Source organism: Actinoallomurus rhizosphaericola, assembly GCF_024055675.1.
Classification (GTDB): Bacteria; Actinomycetota; Actinomycetes; order Streptosporangiales; family Streptosporangiaceae; genus Actinoallomurus; species Actinoallomurus soli.
Genome location: NZ_JAMXMW010000006.1, coordinates 164084 through 187459, shown reverse-complemented (window position 1 = coordinate 187459; position 23376 = coordinate 164084). Strand labels below are relative to the sequence as shown.

The window sequence follows — 23376 nt, the reverse complement described above, 5'->3', positions numbered from 1 at the left end:
CGGCTGTCGAGGAGGATGCATGTCTGGGCTTCACCCGCCCGCCCAGGCCGGTGCGGAGGTGAGTCTCGGCGGCAGCGACCTGAGTCTGGTGGTCGTTGTCGGCGTGATCGCCTTGTTGGCACTGGCTGTCGCAGGCGTCTTGGTCCGCGAGGTACTCGCCGCGAGCCAGGGCACCGAGAAGATGCAGAACATCGCAAGGGCGGTGCAAGAGGGCGCACTCGCGTACCTCAAACGCCAGTTCCTCACGGTGCTCATCTTCGTGATCATCATTCCGTTCCTGCTGCTCCTGCTTCCGGCGGAGTCGACCGGGGTGAAGTACGGCAGATCGTTCTTCTTCGTGGTCGGCGCGGTGTTCTCCGGCATCACCGGTTTCACCGGGATGTGGCTCGCCGTGCGGGGCAATGTCCGGGTCGCGGCGGCGGCGCGCGAGAGCGGCGAGAAGCTCGCGATGCGGATCGCCTTCCGCACCGGCGGTGTCGCCGGAATGTTCACCGTCGGCCTGGGCCTGCTGGGTGCCGCCGTCGTCGTGCTCATCTTCAAGGGCAAGGCCCCGGGTGTGCTCGAGGGCTTTGGATTCGGCGCCGCGCTGCTCGCCATGTTCATGCGGGTCGGTGGCGGCATCTTCACCAAGGCGGCCGACGTCGGCGCGGACCTCGTCGGCAAGGTCGAGCAGGGCATCCCGGAGGACGACCCGCGCAACGCGGCGACCATCGCCGACAACGTGGGCGACAACGTCGGCGACTGCGCCGGCATGGCCGCCGACCTGTTCGAGTCGTACGCCGTGACGCTCGTCGCGAGCCTCATCCTCGGCCGGGTCGCGTTCGGCACCGAGGGCCTGGTGTTCCCGCTGATCGTGCCGATGATCGGCGTGATCACCGCGGTGATCGGCATCTTCGCGGTCGCGCCGCGGGCCAAGGACCGGTCGGGCATGAGCGCGATCAACCGCGGCTTCTTCATCTCGGCGATCATCTCCGCGATCGTCGTCGCCGTGGCGACGTTCTGGTACCTGCCCGACTCGTTCGCCAAGCTGCACGGCGTGAACGCCGCGATCAGCGGCGACCCGAACCTCGCCGACGTCGACCCGCGCTGGGTCGCGCTCGGCGCCGTGCTGGTCGGCATCGTGCTGGCCAGCGCCATCCAGCTGCTCACCGGCTACTTCACCGAGACCAACCGTCGCCCGGTCAGGGAGACCACCGACAGCGCCCGTACGGGCCCGGCGACCGTCATCCTGTCGGGCATCTCGCTCGGCCTGGAGTCGGCCGTCTACACCGCGCTGGTGATCGCCGCGGCGGTGTACGCCGCGTTCCTGCTCGGGTTCGACAACACCACCGTCGCGCTGTTCGCGGTGGCGCTGGCCGGCACGGGTCTGCTGACGACGGTCGGCGTCATCGTCTCGATGGACACGTTCGGCCCGGTCTCCGACAACGCCCAGGGCATCGCGGAGATGTCCGGCGACGTCGAGGGCGAGGCGGCGAGCGTGCTGGAGAGCCTGGACGCGGTCGGGAACACGACGAAGGCGATCACCAAGGGCATCGCGATCGCCACCGCCGTGCTCGCGGCGACCGCGCTGTTCGGCTCGTTCCGCACGACGGTGGTCAACGAGCTGAGCGGGGCGAACGACAGCGTCAAGAAGGCGCTCGGCCCGACGTTCCAGCACTTCAACCTGGGCGTCGACAACCCGAACGTCCTGATCGGCCTGATCATCGGCGCCTCGGTGGTGTTCCTGTTCTCCGGTCTGGCGATCATGGCGGTCGGCCGCGCGGCCGGACGCGTCGTGGTCGAGGTGCGCGAGCAGTTCCGCACCAAGCCCGGGATCATGGACTACACCGAGAAGCCCGACTACGACCGGGTGGTCAGCATCTGCACCGCCGACGCGCAGCGCGAGCTGGCGACGCCCGGTCTGCTGGCGATCATGACGCCGATCGCCGTCGGCTTCGCGCTCGGGTACGCGCCGCTCGGCGCGTACCTCGCGGGCGCGATCGCGGCAGGCGCGCTGATGGCGGTGTTCCTGGCCAACTCCGGTGGCGCCTGGGACAACGCCAAGAAGCTCGTCGAAGAGGGCAACCTCGGCGGCAAGGGCTCGGAGGCGCACGCGGCCACGGTCATCGGCGACACGGTCGGCGACCCGTTCAAGGACACCGCGGGCCCGGCGATCAACCCGCTCATCAAGGTGATGAACCTCGTGTCGCTGCTGATCGCGCAGGCCGTCGTGACGTACGCCGCGAACACCGCTCTGCGGATCATCGTCACGATCATCGCGGTCGCCATCATCGTCGGCGCGATCGTCGTCTCGAAGCGGCGGGCCTCCTCCATCGGCGGGGAGACCGAGCCGGCCATCGAGAGCGGCGAGACGGCGCCCGGCGGCACGGAGGCCGCGGACGAGGAGACCGCGGCGGCCAAGGCGTCCTGATCGCATCAGCCACCTTGTGGAGAAGGCAGAGGGGGCCGGACGGATCACCGTCCGGCCCTCTCCGCGTATCGGAAGGCCCTCTCCGAGTACCGGGGAAGGTGGCTCGGCCGAACCCCCGTACGGGGCATCGCCGGGAGGCGGCAGACTGGGAGCATGCAGAAGTCTCAGTCCGGCGCGAAGGGGTTCGCGATCCTCGTCGGCGTGATGTTCGCGATCGTTCTGGTGATCATGTTGATCGCCGTGATCTTCTCGCCGCACCATCGCGTCTGATGCCCACGCTGATCGTGCTGCGGCACGCCAAGGCCGAATCCCCCCTGGGCACGCCGGACTTCGAACGCCCGCTCTCCCCCCGTGGCCGGCGCGACGCCCGCGCGGCCGGCGACGAGCTGCGTGCGGCCGGCCGCGTGCCCGACCACGTGATCTGCTCGCCCGCCCTGCGCACCCGGCAGACCCTGGAGGAGCTGCGGTTCGACGCTCCCGTCGAGTTCGAGGACCGGGTGTACGACAACGACCCGGAAGCGATCCTCGACGTGCTGCGCGCCCGGCCGGACGAGCCGGGAACACTCCTCCTCGTCGGCCACAACCCCTCGATGCACCGGCTGGTGCTCGACCTCGGCGGCGCGGCGGACGAGGGCTTCCCCACGTCGGCCACGGCGATCATCGAGTTCGCGGGGGACTGGTCCGACCTGTGGCCGGGCGCCGGTCGCCTCACCGCGTACTGGACTCCGCGCGCCCGGTGACGTCCGCCGGGCGGAACGCTCGGTGAAGCTCCGGATCGGCGGGCGATCCGTCCCCGGTCGACCGGCGCTTCTCCTCGCCGCGACCCCGATTACCGGCCCTTTCGTACGCTTACGGCGGGACGTTCAGGACGAAGGGGTACATTTTGCGGTCGTCGCTTGCCTGGCTGCGGGAGACGTACGCGGAGTCCGAGGGGCGCGCGTCGCCCATGTACGGGGTCGTGGCGTCCGTCGGCATCGCCACCCCTCTGGTGATCGGTACGGTGACCGGGCATCCGGCCCAGGGCGGGGTCGCGGCCCTCGGCGCCTTCTTCGTGGTCAACACCACCCCCCAGGGCCCGTACGGCGCCCGCGCGCGTGCGCTGCTCGCGGCGGTCCTGGTCGTGACGGGGTTCTCGATGCTCGGCGGCCTGCTGGCCGGCCACCCCACGCTCGCGGTGGCCGTCGTACCCGTGGTCGCGGCGGTGGCGGCGGCCGTTCCGTGGCTGGGCGTGACGGCGACCCTGGTCATGATCGCCGCGACGGTACGGCCGGCGGGCAGTCCCGTGTTCTTCGACGGGTTCCTGGAGATGATCGGCGGGCTGTACGTCTCTCTGCTCATGGTCGTCCCCCTGCTCACCCGGCGCCTGCAGCCGTTGCGGACGGCGCTCGCGGAGGCGGGCGGATCGGTGGCGTTCGCGCTGGACCTCCTGGCCGAGCCGGAACCACGGACCGACGAGTGGGAGCGCCGGCGGCGCCAGGCGTACGACGACATCAACAAGGCCCGGACGACGTACGGGCTGTACCTGTCGGGCGGGCGGGACGACGAGCAGCGCCCGAGGCGGCTGATCGAGGCGTTCAACCGCGTCATGGACGAGGCCGTCGCGCTGCGCACGCTCCTCGACGCGGCGCGGCAGGCGTCGCCGCCCGAGGAGTGGGAGCGCGAGCGCCGGGTCGCCGTGGCCGCGATGGCGGCCCGGCTGCGGCTGGTCGTCGGCGGGATCGAGGCGGGTGGCGGCACCCCGCTGGGCGCGGACCAGCCGGTCGCCCTCCACCGGTTCGCCCGGGTCAGCGAGGACGTCCGTCAGGCCTGGCTCGCGGACGACCTGGTACGGACGGCGCTCATCGTCCAGGTCCGGCAGTCGATCTCCCGGATGGCCGCGACCGTCGACGGCGCACGCGAGACCATCGCTCCCGGCCTGAAGATCGGCATCGACTCGCCGCGGCTCCCCGAACGCCCGACGGGCGGCTGGAGCCGCTTCGTCGAGGGCATCCGCACCCGCTCGCCCGGGTTCCGGCACTCGACCCGCATGGGAGTGGCGATCGCCGTCGCCATGGCCCTCTCGGCCTGGCTACGGCTCCCGCACGGCCACTGGCTGACCATCACGGTCGTCGCCAGCCTGCGTGACTCGTACGGCGACACGGTGACGCGGGTCGTCAAGCGGATCGGCGGCACGGCGATCGGCGCGATCGTCGCCGCGCTGGCGCTCGTGCTCGTACCGCACCAGGGCACCCTCATCGGCCTCGTCTTCGTCGGAGCGGCCCTGGGGTTCACGGTGCGCCCGGTCAACTTCGGCCACTGGATGGCCGTCGCCACCCCGATGATCATGCTGCTGATCGACTACTCGGCCCCGCTGAGCTGGCACGCCGCCGCGTGGCGGATCGGCCTCACCGCCGCCGGTGGGTTGTTCGCGCTGGCCGCAGCTCGCGTGCTCTGGCCGGCCGGCACGATCGGCCTCCTGCCCGGGCGGCTGGCCCGCCTGATGCGGACGCACGCCGCGCTGGCACGGGCGGTCGCGGCGCGCTTCGACGGCGAGGCAGAGGCGTCGATCCGCAGGCGGATGGAGGACGCCGCCGCGGCGGCCGCCGACGTCGAGGAGTCGGCGACCCGGCTCGGGCAGGAGCCGGCGCCCCCCGAGGACCTCGTACGGCGATTGCTCGACGCGACGTCGATCGCGCGGCGGCTGCGCGACGACGTGCAGGCCGTCGGCGCGCTGTGGGAGGACCGGACGGACGCCGGCCCGCTGCCCGCCATCCTCGAGCGGGTCGCCGATCAGCTCGAGGAGAGCGCGGACGCCCTCCTGTCCGCCGACGGCGAGGCCGCCGAGCTGCGCCTGGACGACCTGCTGGAGGAGTTCGACCGGCACCTGGCCGAGCTGACGCGCCGCCGCCGCGCCGAACTGGACGACGGCGTGGGCACGGACGCGGTCACGACTTTGCGCCGCTCACTCGTCCAGGTCGCGGCCGCACGGCACGCCCTGCGCGGGCTCGCGTCCGACGCCGAACGCCTCCGCCGGACCGTCCTGACCGACGCGACCCCGTGACCCGGGGCCCGAGGACTCAGAGCAGACCGGCGTCCTCGGCGTCGGCGGCGTCGATCTCCTCGCGGGAGATGCCCAGCAGGAAGGCGATGCTGTCCATGTAGGGCACGTTGAGGGCCGTGTCGGCCGCCTCGCGTACGACGGGCTTGGCGTTGTAGGCGATGCCCAGCCCCGCGGCGGCGAGCATGTCGAGGTCGTTCGCGCCGTCCCCGATCGCGACGGTCTGACTGATCGGCACGCCGGCGTCGGCCGCGAACCGGCGCAGCGCCTCCGCCTTGCCCGCCCGGTCGACGATGGGGCCGACGAGGTTGCCGGTGAGCTTGCCGTTCTCGACCTCGAGGACGTTCGCGGCGGTGTAGTCGATGCCGAGGTCCGCGGCGAGCGCGTCGGTGATCTGCGTGAACCCGCCGCTGACGATCGCGAACTTGTAGTCGAGGCGCTTCAGCGTCCGCACGAGGGTACGAACGCCCGGCGAGAACTCGATGCGGTCGCGCACCTCCGCCAGGACGCTCTCATCGAGCCCGGCGAGCATCGCCACCCGCTCCCGCAGCGCGCCCTCGAAGTCGAGCTCACCCCGCATCGCGGCCTCGGTGATCTCGGCGACCTTGGCCTCCAGCCCGGCGTGCGCGGCGATGAACTCGATGACCTCGCCCTGGATGAGGGTCGAGTCGACGTCCATCACGATCAGCCGCTTCGCGCGCCGGGCGAGACCGCCGCGCTGGACGGCGACGTCGACGTGCTGCTCGGCCGCCTCGGCGGCGAGCGCGGCGCGCAGTCCGTCGGGGTCGGCGCCCGAGACGTCCATCTCGATGCAGGTCACCGGGTCGTGGGCGAGCCGCTCGATGCGGTCGATGTTGGCGCCGTGCGCCGCCACACGCCCCGCCATCCCGGCCAGCGCGGCGGGCGTCAGCGGGTTGCCGAGGATCGTGACGTGCAGCCGGCCCCGGCGACGGCGCGGGTCACCGTTCCCGGTGCCGGTGGCCAGCTCGATCTCCATGCCCAGGTCGGCGGCGATCTTCTCGGCGGCGGCCCAGACCCGGCCGATGTCGGTGTCGGGACCGTAGGAGACGAGCACGCCGAGCACCAGACGGCCGCGGATCACGACCTGCTCGACGTCGGAGACGGTGACGGGAAAGGCGGCGAGTGCGCTGAACAGGCGGGACGTGACTCCGGGACGGTCACGGCCGGTCAGCGTGATCAGCAGCGTGCGCGACTTGGCATTCATGCTGTTCACCACGGTACTTGGCGGTCATCGTGCGCCGCTGACCGGTCCACGATCCGGACACCGAGGGTTCGGCGAGACGTCGCCGTCCGGACCGCTCCCGCCCACCTCGCGTTTCCGCAGGTCACATCGTTTCCGGACACGTCCGCTGCGGCAGGCGGCTGCATGAGCGTACGCGTGCTCCCGGAGTGCGGGACCACGCATGCGTTGATCTATGGGGCCAGGTCCTGTGTCAGTTCGCGGCGCGTGGGGCGTCGCCGGTTTCCGCCGCGAGGGTTTCCAGAGCGTCAGCCTTAACGATCACGGCTTTCCCGGGGACGCCTCGGACCAGGCCGCGCGCCTTGAGGATCTTCACCGCTTCCGTTGCTGTTCGTGGGGATACGTCGCACTCTGCCGCGAGTTCGGCCCCGGATGGAATGGCCGTCTTGGGCGGGTAAGTCCCGTCCGCGATGCGCGCCGCTATCAAATCCGCGAGTTGCGTGCGTAGCGGGGCGTCGCCGTCCAGCTCGACCATGATCCGAACTTATGCCCAGCATGCGTATGCTTCTTAGCTCGCCTAGGCTGCGTAACGTGCGTAGGTTGCCTAAGCTTGGAGGTCCAGAAACAGAACGCCCCGCTCAACCGTGGGACCGGCCGGGCGGGGCTACGGATCAACCTGGCTAGGAGGCCGATCCGATGGGCAACGAGCGTACGGCCACTGTGTCCCCGCGGTGGACGCGACCCGAACGGAGCGAAGACGGGACCTATTGGCATGCGCGACTGGTCCGGCCGGAGGACGCGGGGGCGCTGGACTGCGACGCGTACGGCCCGACGGAGGCCGCGTGCGTCCGCGAGACGGTGCGGCAGGACCGCGTGTGGGCGGCGCGCGGCCGGCTCTCGGAAGGGGACGTGAAGGGGGCCGGCGAATGATCGTGCTCAGTGCTGCGGCGATCGCCACCGACATCACGGCGCTGGGCACGGTGCTAGCGGCGCTCACGATCGGCCGCCGCCGTCCGGTGTACCGCGGACGGCACCGCGCCCTGTGGTGACGCGCCCCGCCGCTTCACCGTCGCTGAGGCCACCTTGCCGTCGCGGTGCACCAGGCTCGGTCTCATCTGAGCCGTTCTGTCCGGTCGCCACTGACGGCAAGGTTCCTGCGGCCATCGGATGCGCATCACGAATTCGGGCCGGCCGGCCGTGATTGACGCGTACGACGCCGCAACGGCCGATGAGTGGCTTTACTCCCCGGACGCGGAGCAGGTCCGGGAAGTGGCAGGGGAACGGGGCGCAAGAATTCGCGTCTGACCGGCCGTTAGCGGCCCAATGGGAAACTCAGTACACGCGCGGCGCGCCTGGAGGCCCTGACCTGGGGGCGGAAGCGCCAGGGCGAGCGTTGAGACGTCCCGCTAGCGCGCTCTTCGTCGCGTCGCCTATCCCGCTTGAGACCCGTCCGTGTCGGTCTTCCCCTACAGACCCCACCGGAGCGCATGGCACGCCGTGGGACCATTCTGCGCGTGAATCAGCGGAAACCTCCCCATGGATTCCTCGTGGTGTATCTGGGGGCGTTGCTAACTTTCAGCATCGTCGGGGTGGCCTATGACGTCGTGATGATGCTCCTGTGGGCCGGGAAGACCTTGCTTCATAGCGGGTGGGTATATCTCGCGGCGCTAGCGTTCGACGTTATTGGTGTCGTGTGTCTCCTCGCGCTGTGTCGGTGGAAGAAGTGGGGTTTTTACGGGTACGTGCTGCTCTGTGCGGCAGATCTCGGCTTTGAGTGGACCATCGTCGGCTACTCCATGCGGGACCTCGTGTTCACGTTCGCGGTACTCGTCGGTCTGTGCCTCGCCTTGCAGGTCGGCGGCGAACGCCAGGGCTGGAAACAGTTGGAGTGATCCGATGGGGAGGGGTGGCCCACGTACGGCCCACCCCGGCCGTGAGCGGCACGACCGACCGGCCAGGGGCCGACGTGTGCGCCGTCAGTGGGGAATAAGAAGGTTCGTGTCGCCGAACTCGTGCCAGCGGTAACCGTGTGCCAGGGCCTCGGTGTAGACGCGTTCGAGCAGGTCCTCGCCGGCGATCGCGGTCAGCATCCGCAGGTGTGAGGAGCGCGGTTCGTGCAGGCCGGTGAGCAGCCCGTCCACCGCCCGTACGCCCTCCTCCGGGGTGACGACATGGGAGGTCCAGCCGGCGGCGGCCCGGACGAATCCCGAGTCCGTCACGGCGCTCTCCAGCGCACGTACGACGGTCGTCCCCACGGCGATCACCCGGCCGCCCTCCCACCTCACATGGTTGACGAGCGCCGCCGTCGCGGTCGGGACCTCGTAGCGCTCCGGGTAGGGCGACTCGTCCTTCTCCGGCGACGCGACCCCGGTGTGCAGGGTCAGCGGCGCGATCAGCACGCCGCGCGCGACGAGCCGGGTCACCAGGTCGGCGGTGAAGGGACGCCCCGCGCTCGGCATCTCGGCGCTGCCGGAGCCGTCCTCCCGGGCCACCGCCTCCGCGAAAACGGTCTGGTACGCCGCCGCCGGCTGGTCGCGGGCGACGTAGCCGTACCGGATCGGCACGCCGTGGCGTCGCAGGTACGGCTCGACGTCGGTGTCGAGACGCGCCCGCCAGAGGCGGGGCGTGTACCGGTCGACGAGGGTCAGCGTCGCGCCGCCGGGCAGCGGGAACCACTCGCCCGGGCACCCTCCCGTGTACGGCTCGGACGCCCGCCCGGTCCGCCGCCGCAGCTCGACGAGCCAGCAGTCCGGCTCCGACGGGACGGGACCGGAGAGGTGGACGGACAGGCGGTCGAGGCGTACGGCGGCGGGCAGGGTGGCCGAGGTGTTCACGACGAGCAGGTCGCCGGGCCGGAGCAGGTCCGGCAGGTCGGTGAACGCGTGGTGCGTGACGCCGTTCCGCGTGGCCGCGAGCAGGCGGACGCCGTCGCGGCGCGGCGGGGGTTCGTGGGCCTCAAGGGCGGGGGGAAGGGCGAAGTCGAGCATGGGGGGCCTCCACACGATGCGCGGCCGCGGCCGCGACGATGACGATGGCGAGGGTCCAGGCGAGCCCGGCGCCCAGGCCCGCGGCGTTGACCAGTGCGCCGGCCACGCCGACGCCGAGAGACGAGCCGAGGGTGTCGGAGATCTGCAGCGCCGAGGAGTTGGCGCCCTGTTCGGACGGCGCGGAGAGGGCGAGCACGGTGACGCTGAGGGTCGGGAAGGCCATGCCCATCCCGAGCCCGGCGACGATCCAGGCGGGGACGGCGGCCCAGCCGGAGGTGTACAGGGCCACGGCGATCCCGGCGACCCCGGTGGTCAGGAGGGCGGCGCCGCGCACCGCGAACCGTGCCCGCGAGCCGCCCGTGAACCGGCCCTGGAACCACGAGCCGCCGCTCCAGCCCAGGGCGCCGGCGGTGAGCACGATGCCGGCGGCCGTGGGACTGAAGCCGTGCCGGGTGATCAGCGCGAGCGGGATGAACGCCTCGGTGCCGGACATCGCGCCCATGAGCAGGCCGCGCATGGCGATGGCGGTTGGCAGCCCCCGGCCGAGGCGGAGCGTTCCGCGCGGCAGCAGCACCCGCAGTCCGTACGCGAGGCCCGCCAGGCCGGGCAGCCCGAGCGGCGACCGGTGGTCGATGCCCCACAGCACGAGCGCGGCGCCGACCGCGAGCGCGACGGCGGCGAGCGTACGGCCGCGGGGGAGCGCGCCGCGCGTCCGCGAGCCGCGCAGCGCGGGAGCCAGCATGGCCGCGGCGGGCACGACCAGGGGGACCAGGCCGAGGAAGACCCAGCGCCAGCCGAGGTGCTGGGCGACGAACCCGCCGACGGACGGTCCGACCAGCGACGGCACGACCCAGGCGGCCGACATCGCGGCGAACACCCTCGGCCGGGACGTCTCCGGGTACACGGCCGCCACGATCACGTACAGCGGGACGCTCGCCAGGCCGGAGCCGAGGCCCTGGACCGCGCGGCCCGCCACGAACCACGCCATCGCCGGGGCGGTCCCCACGACGACCAGCCCGGCCACGAAGATCGCCAGGCCGGTGAGCAGCGGCAGGGCGGGGCCGCGGGCGTCCGCCCAGCCGCCCGCCAGCACGTTGCCGACGAGCCCGCTGATGAACACCGCGCTGAAGCCCCACGCGTACATCGACAGGCCGCCGAGCTCGCGCGCCGCCACCGGCATGGTCGTGCCGACGGCCATCTGCTCGAACGCCAGCAGCGTGACGACGACCAGGATGCCGATCGTGGGCGTGCGGTACGGGCCGGTCAGCAGCCCGGGACGCGGCGCCCCCGCGGCCGCCTCCGTCGTCCCGGCCGGCGCGCTCACAGGTCGCCCACCGCGTACCGGCCGCTCGCGGGGCGTTCGGTGATCAGCCTGCGCAGCGCGGGGACGGCGACGTCCTCGGGGAGGGGTGCGGCGTCGGCGTCCTCTCCCGCGTCGGCGAGCATCCGGGTGCGCATCTCGCCGGGGTCGACCCACCACACGGCGATCTCGGGCTCCTCCACGGCCAGGACGCCGGACAGCTGGTCGAGGGCGGCCTTCGTCGCGCCGTACCCGCCCCAGCCCTCGTACGCCTCCCGCGCGGCGTCGGAGGTGACGTTGACGATCGCGCCACGGCGCGCGCGGAGGGCGGGCAGCACGCCCTGGACGAGCGCGAGCGGCGCGAGCACGTTGATCGCGAACGCGCGCTCCAGGTCGAGCAACGGATGGTCGGCCAGGTGGGGCAGCGGCGTCGCGCCGAGTGTGCTCGCGTTGTTGACGAGCAGGTCGAGCCCGTCCGACGCCCGTACGAGCGCGTCCCGGTGGGCCGGGTCGGCGACGTCGCCGGGGATCGCGGTCACGTCCGCTCCCGCGGCGGCCAGGTCGGCGGCGGCCTTCTCCAGGCCGGCCGCTCCCCGGGCGTCGAGGATCAGGGTCCAGCCGTCCTGGGCGAGCGCGCGGGCCAGCGCCAGGCCGAGCCCGCGGGACGCCCCGGTGATCAGTGCCTTCATGTCCTCGACACTAGGCAGGCGGTGCGTGACCGACATCGGCCGAGGGACCTGGGTCGACCCGGCGGATGGTCGTAGGTCCTTCGGGCACACTTGACCTGTGAGACAGGGGCGGATGGCGATCGGGCGGCCGTGGGGAGTGCCCGCGCGGGTGGCGCTGCTCGTCGCGGTCGTCGTCGGCCTGGCCGCGCTGCGCATCCCGCGCCCGCCGACCCTGTGCATCCTGCGTCAGTACACCGGCGTCCCCTGTCCGCTGTGCGGGTTCACGACGGCGGCGGTCCATCTCGGTCATGCCGATCTCCTCGGCGCCTTGGCCGCATCGCCGTTGGCGGTCGCGGTATGCGCCGGGTTCGTGGTCGTTCCGATCGCGCGACGTTCCCGGTTGGGCACGCTCTGGCAACGATCGTCCCGCAGGACGCGACAGATCATCCCGATCGTCGTTATCGTCGCACCTCTGATCGTTTCCGAGGTCTGGCAGCTCGCCCGCTTCGGCATCATCTGACTGGAGGAACCGTGGGATACCCGCCTCAGGGGCCGCCCGGCTACGGCGACGGCCCGCCGTCCGCGCCACCTCCGCCGCCCGGTTACGGCGGCGGCTATGGACAGCCGGCGCAGCCGCAGTCGAGCACTCCTCAGGTGCTGTCGATCGTCGGCATCGTCTGCTGGTTCTGCTGCCCTATCGCGGCGATCGTGCTCGGTTTCGTCGCTCAGAATCAGTTCCGCGCGCAGGGACGCCCCGACACGATCGCGAAGGTCGCCTGGATCGGCGGCATCGTCTCACTGGTCCTCGGAATCCTCGGCACGATCGTCCGGATGCAGACCGGCACCTGACGTCCTTCCGTGCGGTTCCCGCCCGGCCCGGGCGGGAACCCCGCGGCGGCACGACCGCGGTCCTGCGGCGTTACGGCGGGATCCCGCGAGCTTTTCGCGGCGGTACGGTCTGAGCCGTGGACACCGATCGGGACGCCACGCTGCACGCCGTCAGCACGGCGGTGCTCGCGGTCACGCGGCACCTGTCCGTGCACGAGGTCCTGCAGGTGATCGTCCGCGCCGCGGCCCAGCTCCTCGACGCCCGCTACGCCGCGCTCGGCGTGCCCGATGACGAGGGGTCGTTCGCCGAGTTCGTCGTCGAGGGCGTCTCGGACGAGCAGTGGGAGCGGATCGGGCCGCTGCCCCGGCAGCACGGGCTGCTCGCGCTGATGCTCCGCGACGACCGCGCGCAGCGGCTGCCGGACGTGCGCAGGGCCCCGGCGTTCGAGGGCTGGCCGGCCGCGCACCCGGTACTCAAGGACTTCCTCGGTGTCCCGATCAAGGACGGGACCGAGACGCTCGGCATCATCTTCCTCGCCAACCGGCGCACACCGGGTGGTTTCACCGCCGCCGACGAGGAGCTGCTCACCCTCTTCGCGGCGCACGCCGCGATCGCGATGACCAACGCGCGGCTGTACGAGCGCAACCGCGAGCTCACGGTGATCGAGGAGCGCGCCCGGCTGGCGCGCGAGTTGCACGACGCGGTGGCGCAGAAGCTCTTCTCCCTTCGCCTGACCGCCGCTGCGGCCCTGTCGGCGGCGGACCCGCGTGCCGAGCTCGAACGGGTCCAGACGCTCGCCAAGGAGGCCCTGGCGGAGCTGCGGGAGGTCATCTTCGAGCTGCGCCCCGCCGAGCTGGAGGGCGACGGCCTGGCGGCGTCGCTGCGCAAGCACGTGCGGGTCCTGGACCGCGCCTGGGGCTCGGGACGCGGCCGCCGGCCGCGCGTGCGCTTCGAGGGCGAGGACGTCGCGCTGCCGCCCGAGGCCGAGGAGGTGGCGTACCGCGTCGCCCAGGAGGCCCTCTACAACGCCCTACGCCACGGTGACCCTTCGGAGGTGACGGTGCGGCTCACGGCCGGAGTGCTGGAGGTCCGCGACGACGGGACCGGCTTCGACACCGGGGCCGGGGCGCGCGACGGTCTCGGGCTGGCGTCCATGCGCGAACGCGCCGAGTCGATCGGCGGGCGCCTGACCGTCGACTCGTCCCCCGCCGGCACGGTCGTACGCCTGGAGGTGCCCGCGTGATCCGCGTGCTGATCGCCGACGACCATCCGGTCGTGCGCCAGGGCCTGCGCACGTTCCTCGGCGTCCAGGAGGACATCGAGGTCGTCGGCGAGGCGGCCGACGGGGCCGAGGCGGTCGCGCGCGCGGAGGCGCTGCGGCCCGACGTCGTCCTCCTCGACCTGAAGATGCCCGGCGTCGACGGGACGACCGCGCTGCGCGAGCTCCGGGCGCGCGGCATCGAGTCCCGCGTCATCGTGCTCACCAGCGTCGGCGAGCGGGAGCACGTCCTGCCGACCGTACGCGCCGGCGCCTCCGGGTACCTCTACAAGGACGTCGACCCGCACGCCCTGGTGCAGGCGATCCGCGCCGTCCACGACGGGCACATGCTCTTCGCGCCGGAGGCGACCGAGGCGATGCTGGCCCCCGAGCGGGCGGACCCGAGCGCCGGCGCGCTCACCGAGCGTGAACGCGAGGTCCTCGTCCAGATCGCCCGGGGCCGCTCCAACCGGGAGATCGCCCGGGCGCTCGTTGTTTCGGAGAAGACCGTCAAGACGCACGTTTCGAACATCCTGCTTAAGCTAGGGCTGCAGGATCGCACCCAGGCGGCCCTGTACGCCGTCCGTCACGGCCTCGCCGATCGGTGACTCGCGAGCATTCGCGTGAGATCCGGGAGGCGTAAGGCGCGCCGGTCGAATATCTTGATGAACCTCAGTAGTCGGCTGAGTGAACCGCATCGCCGAGGACGTCATCGGAATTCACATGAGAGTCGCCATTCGCTACGCCGCGGGGTCGGACGTCGGCCGTACCCGCGAGAACAACGAAGACTCGGCGTATGCGGGCCCATGGCTGCTCGCTGTCGCCGACGGAATGGGGGGTCACGTCGGCGGGGAGATCGCAAGCTCTCTCGCCGTCCAGACCCTCGCGCCGACCGACGCCGAGGTCCCGCAGCCCGCGCTCGTGGAGACTCTCGAACGTGCCGTGCTGGCCGCCAACCAGGCGATCGCACAGCGAGTCGAGCAGGAGCCCGTGCTGCAGTCCATGGGCACGACCTGCACGGCCATGCTGTGGTCCGGCACCCAGCTCGCCCTCGCGCACATCGGGGACTCCCGCGCGTACATGCTGCGGGACAGCATCCTCTACCAGATCACCGAGGACCACACGCTGGAGAAGATGCTCACCGGCGAGGACGGCGCGGCGCCCCACCTGGCGAACCGCCTCGTCCGGGTCCTCGACGGCAAGCCGGACCGCAAGCCGGACATGTCCCTGCGCGAGGCCCTGCCGGGCGACCGCTATCTGCTCTGCTCCGACGGCCTGAGCGGCCCGGTCGGCGCCGAGACGCTGCACCAGGTCCTGACGAGCCGGCCGGAGCCCGAAGCGGTCGTCGGCACGCTCATCGACCTGGCCAACCAGGCCGGCGGACCGGACAACATCACCGTGATCGTGGTGGACGTCATCGCGGAGGGCGCGGAGGCGACCCCTCCGGTCGTCGTGGGCGCCGCCCGGGGCTGAGGTCCGTACCCGGGCAGAGGTTCTCCCGGGCGTGAGGCTCGCCCGGGAAGGTCTCCGTGCGATCACGTTCTGAGCTCTGTGCCGCATTCTGACTTGACCGTTGCCCGCCTTGCTGCGATATAGGTCGCACAGGCGTACAACGGCACGGGGTTGGAGGGCGGAGTTTGGACGTCGCACGGGGGACGAGGGTCACCCCTGGTGCGCCGACCGCGCCGGCGCGGCTACTCGCCTCCTTCACCGCCGCCGCAGGGGACGGGGTACGGGGTGTGGCGATCCGCACGGGGAGCATGGCCGTCGCGGCCGTACTCGCGGCGCTCGTGCACCGTGCCCACGATCCCGGCATACTGTGTCCGCTTCGGCGATTCACCGGAGTTCCCTGCCCTCTTTGCGGCGGTACCACCGTCTTCATGGAGCTGGGAGCCGCCCACCCGGTCAGAGCCATCCTCGCGAACCCCTTCGCTCTCGCGGGAGCGCTCGGGCTGGCCGTGGCGCCCCTGGGGATCGGGCGCCGGTGGTGGGCGATCGAGCCGCGCGCCCGAACCGCGCTGCTCGGCGTCGTGGTTGTCCTGTCCTGGCTATGGCAGCTTGCCCGGTTCGGGCTCCTGCAGTGGTGAATTCCATATCTCGTCACGGCGACAGCGAGCCCGGCTTGGCAGACGGGCGTCATTCGATGAAGGAGTAAGAGCGTGAGCACCCCCTACGACCCGTACGGCCAGGGTCAGCAGCAGCCCGGGTACGGTCAGCAGCCGGGATACGGTCAGCAGCCGGGCTATGGCCAGCAGCCCGGGTACGGTCAGCAGCAGCCGGGCTATGGGCAGCAGCAGCCGGGTTACGGTCAGCAGCCGGGCTATGGCCAGCAGCAGCCGGGTTACGGTCAGCAGCCCGGATATGGCCAGCAGCAGCCGGGCTATGGCCAGCAGCCCGGGTACGGGCAGGACTACGGCCAGCAGCAGGGGTACGGTCAGCAGCCCGGATACGGCCAGCAGGACTACGGCCAGGGGTACGGCCAGCAGCCCGCGGCGTACGGTCAGGGGTACGGCCAGCAGGGTTACGGCACCGGGTACAACCAGGGCCAGTACGCCAGCTGGATCTCGCGGGTCGGCGCCACGCTCGTCGACGGGCTGATCATCGGTGTGCCGTACGGCCTGCTCTACGCCATCGGCGGAGCGATCGGCGGGAGCGGCGGCGCCATCCTCATCCTCCTCGCGCTGCTCGTCGGCTTCGGCGCCGGCCTGTGGCTGTGCCACCAGGAGGGGACCACCGGTCAGACGCCCGGCAAGAAGGCCCTCGGGATCAAGCTCATCGGCGAGACCACCGGGCAGCCGATCGGGTTCGGCATGGCGTTCGTGCGCCGTCTCGCCCACTTCCTGGACGGCGCCGCCTGCTACATCGGCTACCTCTGGCCGCTCTGGGACGACAAGAGCCAGACGTTCGCCGACAAGGTGTGCTCGACCATCGTCGTTCAGGCCTGACGTCTTCGGCACAGCGCCCTGGTGACCGCGAGCAGCGGTCACCGGGGCGTTTCGCGTACGGGAGAGGCGGGTGCCGGGGTCAGCGGACGGGGTCGAGAACGCTGTTGCAGGCGGCCACCCGGGCCCGGCGCACCGCGTGGTCGAGCGTGCGGAGCGCCTCGGAGCGGCGCTGGACGTGGGCGGCGGACAGGCCCACGCTCTCCGTGGAACGTGCCAGATCGACCACGACGGCCAGCCGGCTCGCGAGCGCGGCCACGCGGTGCGCGCGCGCCGGGTACCCGGGGGCGAGGCCGCCGACCTGCTCGTGCCGGTGCGACTCGCGCAGCGCGCCCAGTGCCTCGGCGACCTCCGGCCGCCACTCCTGCCCGCCGTCCACGGTGAGGAGCGCCTCGGTGGCGTCCCGGACCGCCAGCGTCAGCTGATGGTCGGCCTCCGACAACGACGGAGTGTCCGGAGTGCCGTAGCGGACCTCGTGGACCTCCCAGCGGGTGCCGACGTACGACGAACCCCGGCGGTCCTCCGCCGGGATCAGGCCGAGCGGTCGCCCGCCCACCGTGGCGAGGACGGCCTCGCCGGCGTCGATGGCCGCCGTGTTGAAATCGGGCGGGCCGGTCAGCCCGAGCGGATCGCCCGGGGCGGGCAGCGCGAGGCGCAGCGCGGTGAGCCCCGCGACCCGGAGGGCGCCGAGACCCCGCCGCAGCGGAAGCTCGCCGCTCTCGCCGGGGACTCCGACGACGACGTGCGGGCCGCCCTGGCGCTCGACGGCATCGGCGGCCTCGTCGAGCCCCACATGGCCGGTCAGCCAGGCGTTGCCCCAGGCGACAAGCCCGGTGGATGGGTGAGTGAGGCGCATGCCGACCACCATAAGCGTTTCATAATGCCGTAGGTTCATTCCGAGACTTGGACAGCGCCGGCGGCACCCCGCCGGCCGCTGCGCGCTCTAGGGGAAGGATGCGATGGCCGGCGAGGTACTCCAACTCAAGGGCGTCGAGGTCCGACGCGAAGGCGCGTCGCTCCTGCGCGACGTCGACTGGACGGTCCAGGAAGACGAGCGATGGGTCATCGTCGGCCCCAACGGCGCCGGCAAGACGACGTTGCTGCAGGTCGCGGCCGCCATGCTGTTCCCCACCGAGGGCGAGGTCGAGCTGCTGGGCGAGACGCTCGGCAAGACCGACGTCTTCGAGCTGCGCCCCCGCATCGGCCTGGCCAGCGCGGCGATCTCCGACAAGATCCCGGGCGACGAGAAGGTCATCGACATCGTCCTGACGGCGTCGTACGCCATCATCGGCCGGTGGAAGGAGGAGTACGACTCCACGGACGTCACCCGTGCGGTCGAGCTCCTCGACGCGCTGGGCTGCGCGCACCTGATCCGCCGCCGGTTCTCCACCCTGTCCGAGGGCGAGCGCAAGCGGGTCTCGATCGCCCGCGCGCTCATGCCCGACCCCGAGCTGCTGCTCCTGGACGAACCGGCCGCCGGCCTCGACCTCGGCGGCCGTGAGGACCTGGTGGCCCGCCTCACGGCCCTGGCCACCGACCGCCTCGCGCCCACGATGGCCCTCGTCACCCACCACGTGGAGGAGGTGCCCGAGGGATTCACGCACGCCCTGCTGCTGCGCCGCGGCTCGGTCGTCGCGACGGGGAAGGTCGACGAGGTCTTCACCGAGGACCTGCTGTCGGAGTGCTTCGGCCTGCCCCTGAAGATCGAGCGCCAGGACGGCCGCTGGCACGCCCACGCCGTCGCCCCCCGCCCCTGAGACGGTCCATCCCGGCTCCCTGCCCCTGAGACGGTGATCCGGGACCGGCCCGTCACCACCCCGCCGGTCCCGGGAACGCGCCGCCGGCCTGCGTACGATCGTGGGCCGGCGGCGTTTTCGGTGCTTCGACCCGGGTAGACGCCGACCGATCGGCGCATGGGCTCCGAGACGGGTCGACGCGACAGGAGCGGGCGATGGCCACACCCACCTTTCAGGCTCCGCGACGGGCCGGGCGGCCGTGGTTGCGCGTCTTCGTCACCGGACTGGTGCTGTGGGTGCTGACCGTTCTCGTCATCCTGCTCACCCAGAACCCCAACCTGATCCCGACCCTGGTGCTGCTCGGGAGTTTCCTGGTGCCGGTGACGTTCGTCGTCTGGGCGTTCGAACGCCGTGACACGGGTGAGCTGACGCCGACGCTGGTGTTCAGCACCTTCCTCACGGGCGGCGTTCTCGGCGTGCTGGCCGCCTCGCTGCTGGAGACGTACCTGCTGCACCCGTCACCCTGGCTGTTCGTCGGCGTCGGCCTGATCGAGGAGGCCGTCAAGCTGGGCGCGCTGGCGTTCCTCACCCGGCACCTGGCCTCCAAGACGGTGCGCGACGGGATGATCCTCGGCGCGGCCGTCGGGTTCGGCTTCGCCGCCTTCGAGTCGGCCGGCTACGCCTTCACCGCGCTGTTCACCGAGAACGGCCTGTCGCTGATGCAGGTGGTGCAGACGGAGTTCCTCCGGGGCCTGCTGGCCCCCGTGGGTCACGGCCTGTGGACGGCGATCCTCGGCGGGGTGCTGTTCCGGGCCAGCACCCGGCACCACTTCCTGATCACCTACCGGCTGCTCCTCGCCTACGTCGGCGTCTCGCTCCTGCACGCCCTGTGGGACTCGATGCACTCGATCGCCCTGGTCATCACCCTGCTGCTCACCGGGACGCCCGCGCAGTACCGCCTCATCGAGCTGGGCTGGATGCCGAAGCCCACCGAGGAGCAGGTGCACCTGTTCACGGTCCTGTCCTGGGCGGGCCTCGCCGTCATCTCCGTGATCGGCGTCGCCTGGCTGATGGGCCTGTGGCGCTCGACCCGCCGCCCGTACACCCCACCCCCGGGCTGGCGCATCCCCACCACGTACGTCCCCCGCTGAGCCAGGAGCCGTACGACGTCCGTATTCGCTTGATTACACAGAGCCCGTGTTGCACAATGGTCCCAGCCTCTGGCGCTGAGCCTGAGGAAGTGAGCCCGACTCTTCTCCGGACGGTGATGGGTCGGGTTTCGCGCTGTAAGACCAGCCTTGAGCATTAGCCCGAGGAAGTGAGCCCGGCTCCTGTTCGGACGGTCAGCAGCCGGGTTTCGCGTTTCTCAACGAAGGTCTCCCAGGTCGCGTATCCGGTCGATACTCGGCGCGATTCGGCGACGCCATTCCCCGCCGGTCCCGTAAGCCCAGGCGAACGCGTCGGGAAGCCACAACCCCGGCTCCTCGTGCGGCCTCACATGGCGGTACCTGAGATTGGCGCCGGCCTTGTGGAGAGTCTCGAGCAGACATTGGCGATCCAGACGATCCTGGCCGTCCTGACTTTCGATCACCAACTGCGACCCGCCCTGGTCTATCAGGTCGGTCACCAGGGTCACGAGGCACTCGGCGCGAACCCGGGGTCTCTTTCCCTTGCCCATGTAGAGGGCGACTCGGACATCCGAGCGGCGAACGAGGGCGTCCAGGATGAGCCGTCGTCGGCGGTCGGACTCGGATTTGAAATGCCAGCGCCGTTGGCCCGGCATGCAGAGCTCGCGTGCCAGTCGACGTATCTCGTTGAGGTTCGCGGTCGGAACGACCGCTGCGCAAAGGATGTACCTGCTGCGAACGGATTCGTCGACGAAAGCATGAAGCGTCACGATGCATGAGCGTAAGAGTGTTCGAGTGAGCACGCATCGTAATCGAAGTAATTCGGCGACATCTCTGTGTCGACCCGGTTGGGAAGTTTGCGAGAGGGGTACTAATCGAATAGGTGTTCGAAAGGGGTGGGGCGTGAAGGGTGACCGGGTTGAGGTCGTCATCGATGCCGGAGGGGCGACCCGCACCTATGAGGTGGTGGCGACACGCGCCGGGCGGCGCGTCGAGGTCGTCACGCGCCGGGGCGTGGTCGAGGTCGTCGAGGTCACGCGGAACGGCACTCCCGTACGGACCGCCCGGTTCATGGCGAGCCGCATCCTCGCGCTGGTGGAGTATCCGGTGAACGACCGTGGAGAGCCACGGGCCGAGGCCGACGAGGAGTAGTCCCCTCTCCGAGGAGCCGCCGGCTCCGCCGGACCGCCGTGACGGGCCTTCGGGCGGGGCGGGGGAAGGCGCCGTACGGCGGGCGGGAGTGGAACGGTCCTTTCTGGGGTCTATCGGGCCGGGCGCACCTGGATCATGCCGTTGTCGCCCATTCGCGTCTCGAACGCCGGCTGCCGGCCGGTGGCGGGGCCGTGCACGACCGTGCCGTCGCTGACCCGGAACGTACTGCCGTGCCACGGGCAGATGATGCAGGTCTCCTCGTTGACCTCGGTCACGCGACCCTGGTGCAGGGGACCGTCCAGGTGGGAGCACCGGTCGGCGAGGACGTGGACGTCATCGCCCTCCCGGAGCACGAACAGGCTGATGTAGCCGAGGTTCCGGTGGACCGGCCATCCGTCGGGCAGCTCGTCGATGGAGCACAGGTCGTGCCAGCCCAGCGGACCGAGATGTGTGATCGATTCGGCGTGGCTCGGCCCGGCCGCCTGCCGGAACGCCAAATGCCCGCCGAGGTACGCCCCGGCGAGCAGGGCGGTCAGGCCCGCGTAGGACAACACCTTGCCGGCACCGGTGAAACCGCTTCTGCGGGCGAGGAGCGAGGCGGTGTACAGCGTGCTGCCCGCCGCGTTGCTCAGCGCGTGGACCAGGCCGACGCGCTGCTGTTCACTGTGCAGAGCCGACCAGTCGGCCACGCCCGTGAGCACGGTCGGCACCGAGGCCACCAGCCCGGTCGCCACGAGCGCCTGGGACGCCCGCTCGGTGCCGGGCAGCAGATCGAGTACGGCGGTCGAGACGAAACAGCCGATCGGGACATCGGTCAGCGGTGGATGGGCCGGATGGCCCAGGGGAACTCCGTGCAGTAGATCCTTGACGGGGCCCGGGGGCAGCAGCCGCCGTACGACCTTGGTCATCAATCGCGCGGATCCGTCGAGGGTATCGGCGTGTTCGAGATCCTCGGCGACCTTCAAGGGACGGGGCCGCACCAGCGACCGGGAGATCCTGCTCACCCGTTGGCGGTTCACCGCACCTCCTCGGATGGCTTCGCTTTTCGGACATTAGTCTGCCGTCCTACGTCCCCATCACCGGGGGTCCTACCCGTCTCGATTTCCCCCGGCACATCGGACCCGCCCTTCGCGCCGGAAGTATCGCCTCTTCGGACGGCGGCAACCGGCGCGTACGGAGTTACCGTGGACTCAGGGCCGTGCGTCACCGAAGGAGTTCCCGATGCCGGCGTGGGTCGTCTGGCTGGTCGTGGCCGCAGTTCTCGGAATCGCCGAGGTGACCACGCTGACGTTCGCGCTCGGGCTGATGGCGGTCGGAGCGCTCGTCGCCGCCGTGACCGCGTCGGTCGGGCTGCCCCTGCCGCTCCAGGTGATCGTGTTCGGGGCGACCTCCGCCGCCGGGCTGGCCGCCGTACGGCCGATCGCCCTCCGGCACGTCCGGCAGCCGCCGCTCCTGCGGAGCGGCACCGCGGCGCTCGTGGGACGTGAGGCGCTGGCCCTCACCGAGGTCTCCCGCTACTCGGGCCGGGTGCGCATCGGCGGCGAGGAATGGAGCGCGCGCCCGTACGACCCCGGAGTCGTCATTCCTGAGGGGGCGGCCGTGGACGTCCTCGCCATCGAAGGCGTCACCGCCCTCGTGCATCCCCGGGAGGACCCATGGCCGATCTCGCCATAGCAGGCATCGTCGCACTGATCATCGCGCTGCTCCTGGTGGCGACCGTGGTGGTGCGGACCGTGTGGATCGTGCCCCAGGCCCGCGCCCGGAACGTCGAACGCTTCGGCCGCTACCGCAAGACCCTCCAGCCGGGCCTGAACTTCATCGTCCCGTTCGTCGACCGGGTCAAGCCGCTGATCGACCTGCGGGAGCAGGTCGTGGCGTTCCAGGGGCAGCCGGTCATCACCGAGGACAACGTGGTCGTGCACATCGACACCGTGCTGTTCTTCCAGGTCACCGATCCGCGGGCGGCGGACTACGAGATCGTCGACTACATCAAGGCGATCGAGCAGCTCACCGCCACCCAGCTGCGCAACGTGATCGGCACGCTCGACCTGGAGGCGACCCTGTCCTCCCGCGACCGGATCAACACCGCGCTGCGCGGCGTGCTGGACGACGCGTCCGGCAAGTGGGGCATCCGGGTGACCCGCGTGGAGATCAAGGCGATCGAGCCGCCGCAGTCCATCAAGGACGCGATGGAGAAGCAGATGCGGGCCGAGCGGGAGAAGCGCGCCACGATCCTGCAGGCCGAAGGCGTGCGGCAGTCCCGCATCCTGACGGCCGAAGGGGAGAAGCAGGGCGCGATCCTGCAGGCGGAGGGCGCCCGGCAGGCCGCGATCCTCAAGGCCGAGGGCGAGGCGAAGGCCATCGAGCAGGTCTTCACCTCGATCCACCAGAACGACCCGGATCCCAAGCTGCTCGCCTACCAGTACCTCCAGACGCTGCCGAAGCTCGCCGCCGGAGAGGGGAACACGTTCTGGGTCATCCCCGGCGAGCTCACCTCCGCACTGCGGGCGGTCAGCGCGGCGTTCGGCGGGCAGGCCGAGCAGGTGGGCACCGCCGAGGGCGAGAACGGCCGTACGGCGGCACGACGGGAGGAACCCGCCGCGCACGTGCCGGAACCACGGCCGGGGGCCGTCGGCGGCCCGGAGGAGCAGGCCGCCCTGCCGGACCACACGCCGCCCTTCGAGCTCGCTCCGGGCCGGGTGGAGGCCGCCACCGAGTGACGAGGCCGC

The 23376-nt window shown here is 71.4% G+C and carries 26 protein-coding genes; 18 read left to right on the top strand and 8 right to left on the bottom strand.

Features of this window, described 5'->3' with window-relative positions:
* Nucleotides 1–19: 19 nt before the first annotated feature.
* The 3 genes from NE234_RS16295 (at nucleotide 20) to NE234_RS16285 (ending at nucleotide 5450) form a co-directional block, all read left to right on the top strand.
* Nucleotides 20–2410, top strand: coding sequence for a sodium-translocating pyrophosphatase (locus tag NE234_RS16295; protein ID WP_252781129.1), 2391 nt, complete (start codon nucleotides 20–22; stop codon nucleotides 2408–2410).
* Nucleotides 2411–2679: 269 nt separating this feature from the next.
* Nucleotides 2680–3150 (top strand): SixA phosphatase family protein, encoded by a 471-nt coding sequence (locus tag NE234_RS16290; RefSeq protein ID WP_252781128.1) that lies wholly within the window; start codon nucleotides 2680–2682, stop codon nucleotides 3148–3150.
* A 143-nt stretch (nucleotides 3151–3293) separates the two neighbouring features.
* Nucleotides 3294–5450: an FUSC family protein gene (locus tag NE234_RS16285; protein WP_252781127.1), complete on the top strand. Its 2157-nt coding sequence runs from the start codon at nucleotides 3294–3296 to the stop codon at nucleotides 5448–5450.
* A 16-nt stretch (nucleotides 5451–5466) separates the two neighbouring features.
* Here NE234_RS16285 and serB read toward each other — a convergent pair whose 3' ends face one another.
* Together serB and NE234_RS16275 are read right to left on the bottom strand one after the other, a co-directional pair.
* The gene (gene serB / locus NE234_RS16280) at nucleotides 5467–6672 is read right to left on the bottom strand and encodes a phosphoserine phosphatase SerB (RefSeq protein WP_252781126.1); all 1206 of its coding nucleotides are present in this window, start codon (nucleotides 6670–6672) and stop codon (nucleotides 5467–5469) included.
* A gap of 229 nt (nucleotides 6673–6901) precedes the next feature.
* Nucleotides 6902–7183 (bottom strand): winged helix-turn-helix domain-containing protein, encoded by a 282-nt coding sequence (locus NE234_RS16275; RefSeq protein WP_252781125.1) that lies wholly within the window; start codon nucleotides 7181–7183, stop codon nucleotides 6902–6904.
* 161 nt (nucleotides 7184–7344) lie between these two features.
* Here NE234_RS16275 and NE234_RS16270 point away from each other — a divergent pair, with 161 nt between their 5' ends.
* From NE234_RS16270 to NE234_RS16265, 3 genes are all read left to right on the top strand, one after another.
* Nucleotides 7345–7578 (top strand): hypothetical protein, encoded by a 234-nt coding sequence (locus tag NE234_RS16270; protein ID WP_252781124.1) that lies wholly within the window; start codon nucleotides 7345–7347, stop codon nucleotides 7576–7578.
* The gene (locus NE234_RS44345) at nucleotides 7575–7697 is read left to right on the top strand and encodes a hypothetical protein (protein ID WP_256528850.1); all 123 of its coding nucleotides are present in this window, start codon (nucleotides 7575–7577) and stop codon (nucleotides 7695–7697) included. Before NE234_RS16270 ends, NE234_RS44345 begins: the two co-directional genes overlap by 4 nt.
* Nucleotides 7698–8162: 465 nt before the next feature.
* Nucleotides 8163–8540 (top strand): hypothetical protein, encoded by a 378-nt coding sequence (locus NE234_RS16265; RefSeq protein ID WP_252781123.1) that lies wholly within the window; start codon nucleotides 8163–8165, stop codon nucleotides 8538–8540.
* 84 nt (nucleotides 8541–8624) lie between these two features.
* On the opposite strand, the gene NE234_RS16260 is transcribed toward NE234_RS16265, so the two are convergent.
* Genes NE234_RS16260 through NE234_RS16250 form a run of 3 tightly spaced genes read right to left on the bottom strand, consistent with a single transcriptional unit; the run spans nucleotide 8625 to nucleotide 11624 of the window.
* Nucleotides 8625–9635 carry an S-adenosylmethionine:tRNA ribosyltransferase-isomerase gene (locus NE234_RS16260; RefSeq protein ID WP_252781122.1) on the bottom strand — a complete coding sequence of 337 codons (1011 nt, stop codon included), beginning with the start codon at nucleotides 9633–9635 and terminating at the stop codon, nucleotides 8625–8627.
* On the bottom strand, nucleotides 9604–10959 hold the full coding sequence (locus tag NE234_RS16255; RefSeq protein ID WP_252781121.1) for an MFS transporter: 1356 nt from the start codon (nucleotides 10957–10959) through the stop codon (nucleotides 9604–9606). Before NE234_RS16255 ends, NE234_RS16260 begins: the two co-directional genes overlap by 32 nt.
* Nucleotides 10956–11624 (bottom strand): SDR family NAD(P)-dependent oxidoreductase, encoded by a 669-nt coding sequence (locus NE234_RS16250; protein ID WP_252781120.1) that lies wholly within the window; start codon nucleotides 11622–11624, stop codon nucleotides 10956–10958. Before NE234_RS16250 ends, NE234_RS16255 begins: the two co-directional genes overlap by 4 nt.
* A gap of 148 nt (nucleotides 11625–11772) precedes the next feature.
* Here NE234_RS16250 and NE234_RS16245 point away from each other — a divergent pair, with 148 nt between their 5' ends.
* The 7 genes from NE234_RS16245 (at nucleotide 11773) to NE234_RS45325 (ending at nucleotide 16635) form a co-directional block, all read left to right on the top strand.
* Nucleotides 11773–12123 carry a DUF2752 domain-containing protein gene (locus NE234_RS16245; protein ID WP_252781119.1) on the top strand — a complete coding sequence of 117 codons (351 nt, stop codon included), beginning with the start codon at nucleotides 11773–11775 and terminating at the stop codon, nucleotides 12121–12123.
* 11 nt (nucleotides 12124–12134) lie between these two features.
* Nucleotides 12135–12452, top strand: coding sequence for a DUF4190 domain-containing protein (locus NE234_RS16240; protein WP_252781118.1), 318 nt, complete (start codon nucleotides 12135–12137; stop codon nucleotides 12450–12452).
* Between the two features lie 116 nt (nucleotides 12453–12568).
* Nucleotides 12569–13675: a GAF domain-containing sensor histidine kinase gene (locus NE234_RS16235; protein WP_252781117.1), complete on the top strand. Its 1107-nt coding sequence runs from the start codon at nucleotides 12569–12571 to the stop codon at nucleotides 13673–13675.
* Nucleotides 13672–14298: a response regulator transcription factor gene (locus NE234_RS16230; protein WP_308206896.1), complete on the top strand. Its 627-nt coding sequence runs from the start codon at nucleotides 13672–13674 to the stop codon at nucleotides 14296–14298. Before NE234_RS16235 ends, NE234_RS16230 begins: the two co-directional genes overlap by 4 nt.
* 115 nt (nucleotides 14299–14413) lie before the next feature.
* The gene (locus tag NE234_RS16225) at nucleotides 14414–15163 is read left to right on the top strand and encodes a PP2C family protein-serine/threonine phosphatase (protein ID WP_252781116.1); all 750 of its coding nucleotides are present in this window, start codon (nucleotides 14414–14416) and stop codon (nucleotides 15161–15163) included.
* Nucleotides 15164–15450: 287 nt separating this feature from the next.
* Entirely contained in the window at nucleotides 15451–15777 is a 327-nt protein-coding gene (locus NE234_RS44340; protein ID WP_256512267.1) for a DUF2752 domain-containing protein, read from the top strand.
* 72 nt (nucleotides 15778–15849) lie between these two features.
* Nucleotides 15850–16635, top strand: a complete 786-nt coding sequence (locus tag NE234_RS45325; protein ID WP_252781114.1) for an RDD family protein — start codon at nucleotides 15850–15852, stop codon at nucleotides 16633–16635.
* A gap of 79 nt (nucleotides 16636–16714) precedes the next feature.
* On the opposite strand, the gene NE234_RS16210 is transcribed toward NE234_RS45325, so the two are convergent.
* Nucleotides 16715–17488 carry a hypothetical protein gene (locus tag NE234_RS16210; RefSeq protein ID WP_252781113.1) on the bottom strand — a complete coding sequence of 258 codons (774 nt, stop codon included), beginning with the start codon at nucleotides 17486–17488 and terminating at the stop codon, nucleotides 16715–16717.
* Nucleotides 17489–17591: 103 nt separating this feature from the next.
* On the opposite strand from NE234_RS16210, the gene NE234_RS16205 reads away from it, so the two are divergent.
* Nucleotides 17592–18389 carry an ABC transporter ATP-binding protein gene (locus tag NE234_RS16205; protein WP_252781112.1) on the top strand — a complete coding sequence of 266 codons (798 nt, stop codon included), beginning with the start codon at nucleotides 17592–17594 and terminating at the stop codon, nucleotides 18387–18389.
* Between the two features lie 194 nt (nucleotides 18390–18583).
* Nucleotides 18584–19519 carry a PrsW family intramembrane metalloprotease gene (locus NE234_RS16200; protein ID WP_252781111.1) on the top strand — a complete coding sequence of 312 codons (936 nt, stop codon included), beginning with the start codon at nucleotides 18584–18586 and terminating at the stop codon, nucleotides 19517–19519.
* Nucleotides 19520–19734: 215 nt separating this feature from the next.
* Here NE234_RS16200 and NE234_RS16195 read toward each other — a convergent pair whose 3' ends face one another.
* On the bottom strand, nucleotides 19735–20265 hold the full coding sequence (locus NE234_RS16195) for a hypothetical protein (RefSeq protein ID WP_252781110.1): 531 nt from the start codon (nucleotides 20263–20265) through the stop codon (nucleotides 19735–19737).
* Between the two features lie 133 nt (nucleotides 20266–20398).
* Between NE234_RS16195 and NE234_RS16190 the strand changes: the two genes are divergently transcribed.
* Nucleotides 20399–20647 carry a hypothetical protein gene (locus NE234_RS16190; protein ID WP_252781109.1) on the top strand — a complete coding sequence of 83 codons (249 nt, stop codon included), beginning with the start codon at nucleotides 20399–20401 and terminating at the stop codon, nucleotides 20645–20647.
* A 110-nt stretch (nucleotides 20648–20757) separates the two neighbouring features.
* Here NE234_RS16190 and NE234_RS16185 read toward each other — a convergent pair whose 3' ends face one another.
* On the bottom strand, nucleotides 20758–21666 hold the full coding sequence (locus NE234_RS16185; protein WP_252781108.1) for a Rieske 2Fe-2S domain-containing protein: 909 nt from the start codon (nucleotides 21664–21666) through the stop codon (nucleotides 20758–20760).
* Between the two features lie 202 nt (nucleotides 21667–21868).
* Here NE234_RS16185 and NE234_RS16180 point away from each other — a divergent pair, with 202 nt between their 5' ends.
* Nucleotides 21869–22321 (top strand): NfeD family protein, encoded by a 453-nt coding sequence (locus NE234_RS16180; RefSeq protein WP_252781107.1) that lies wholly within the window; start codon nucleotides 21869–21871, stop codon nucleotides 22319–22321.
* Nucleotides 22303–23367 (top strand): SPFH domain-containing protein, encoded by a 1065-nt coding sequence (locus tag NE234_RS16175; RefSeq protein WP_252781106.1) that lies wholly within the window; start codon nucleotides 22303–22305, stop codon nucleotides 23365–23367. The genes NE234_RS16180 and NE234_RS16175 overlap by 19 nt, the downstream gene beginning before the upstream one ends.
* Nucleotides 23368–23376 lie beyond the last annotated feature (9 nt).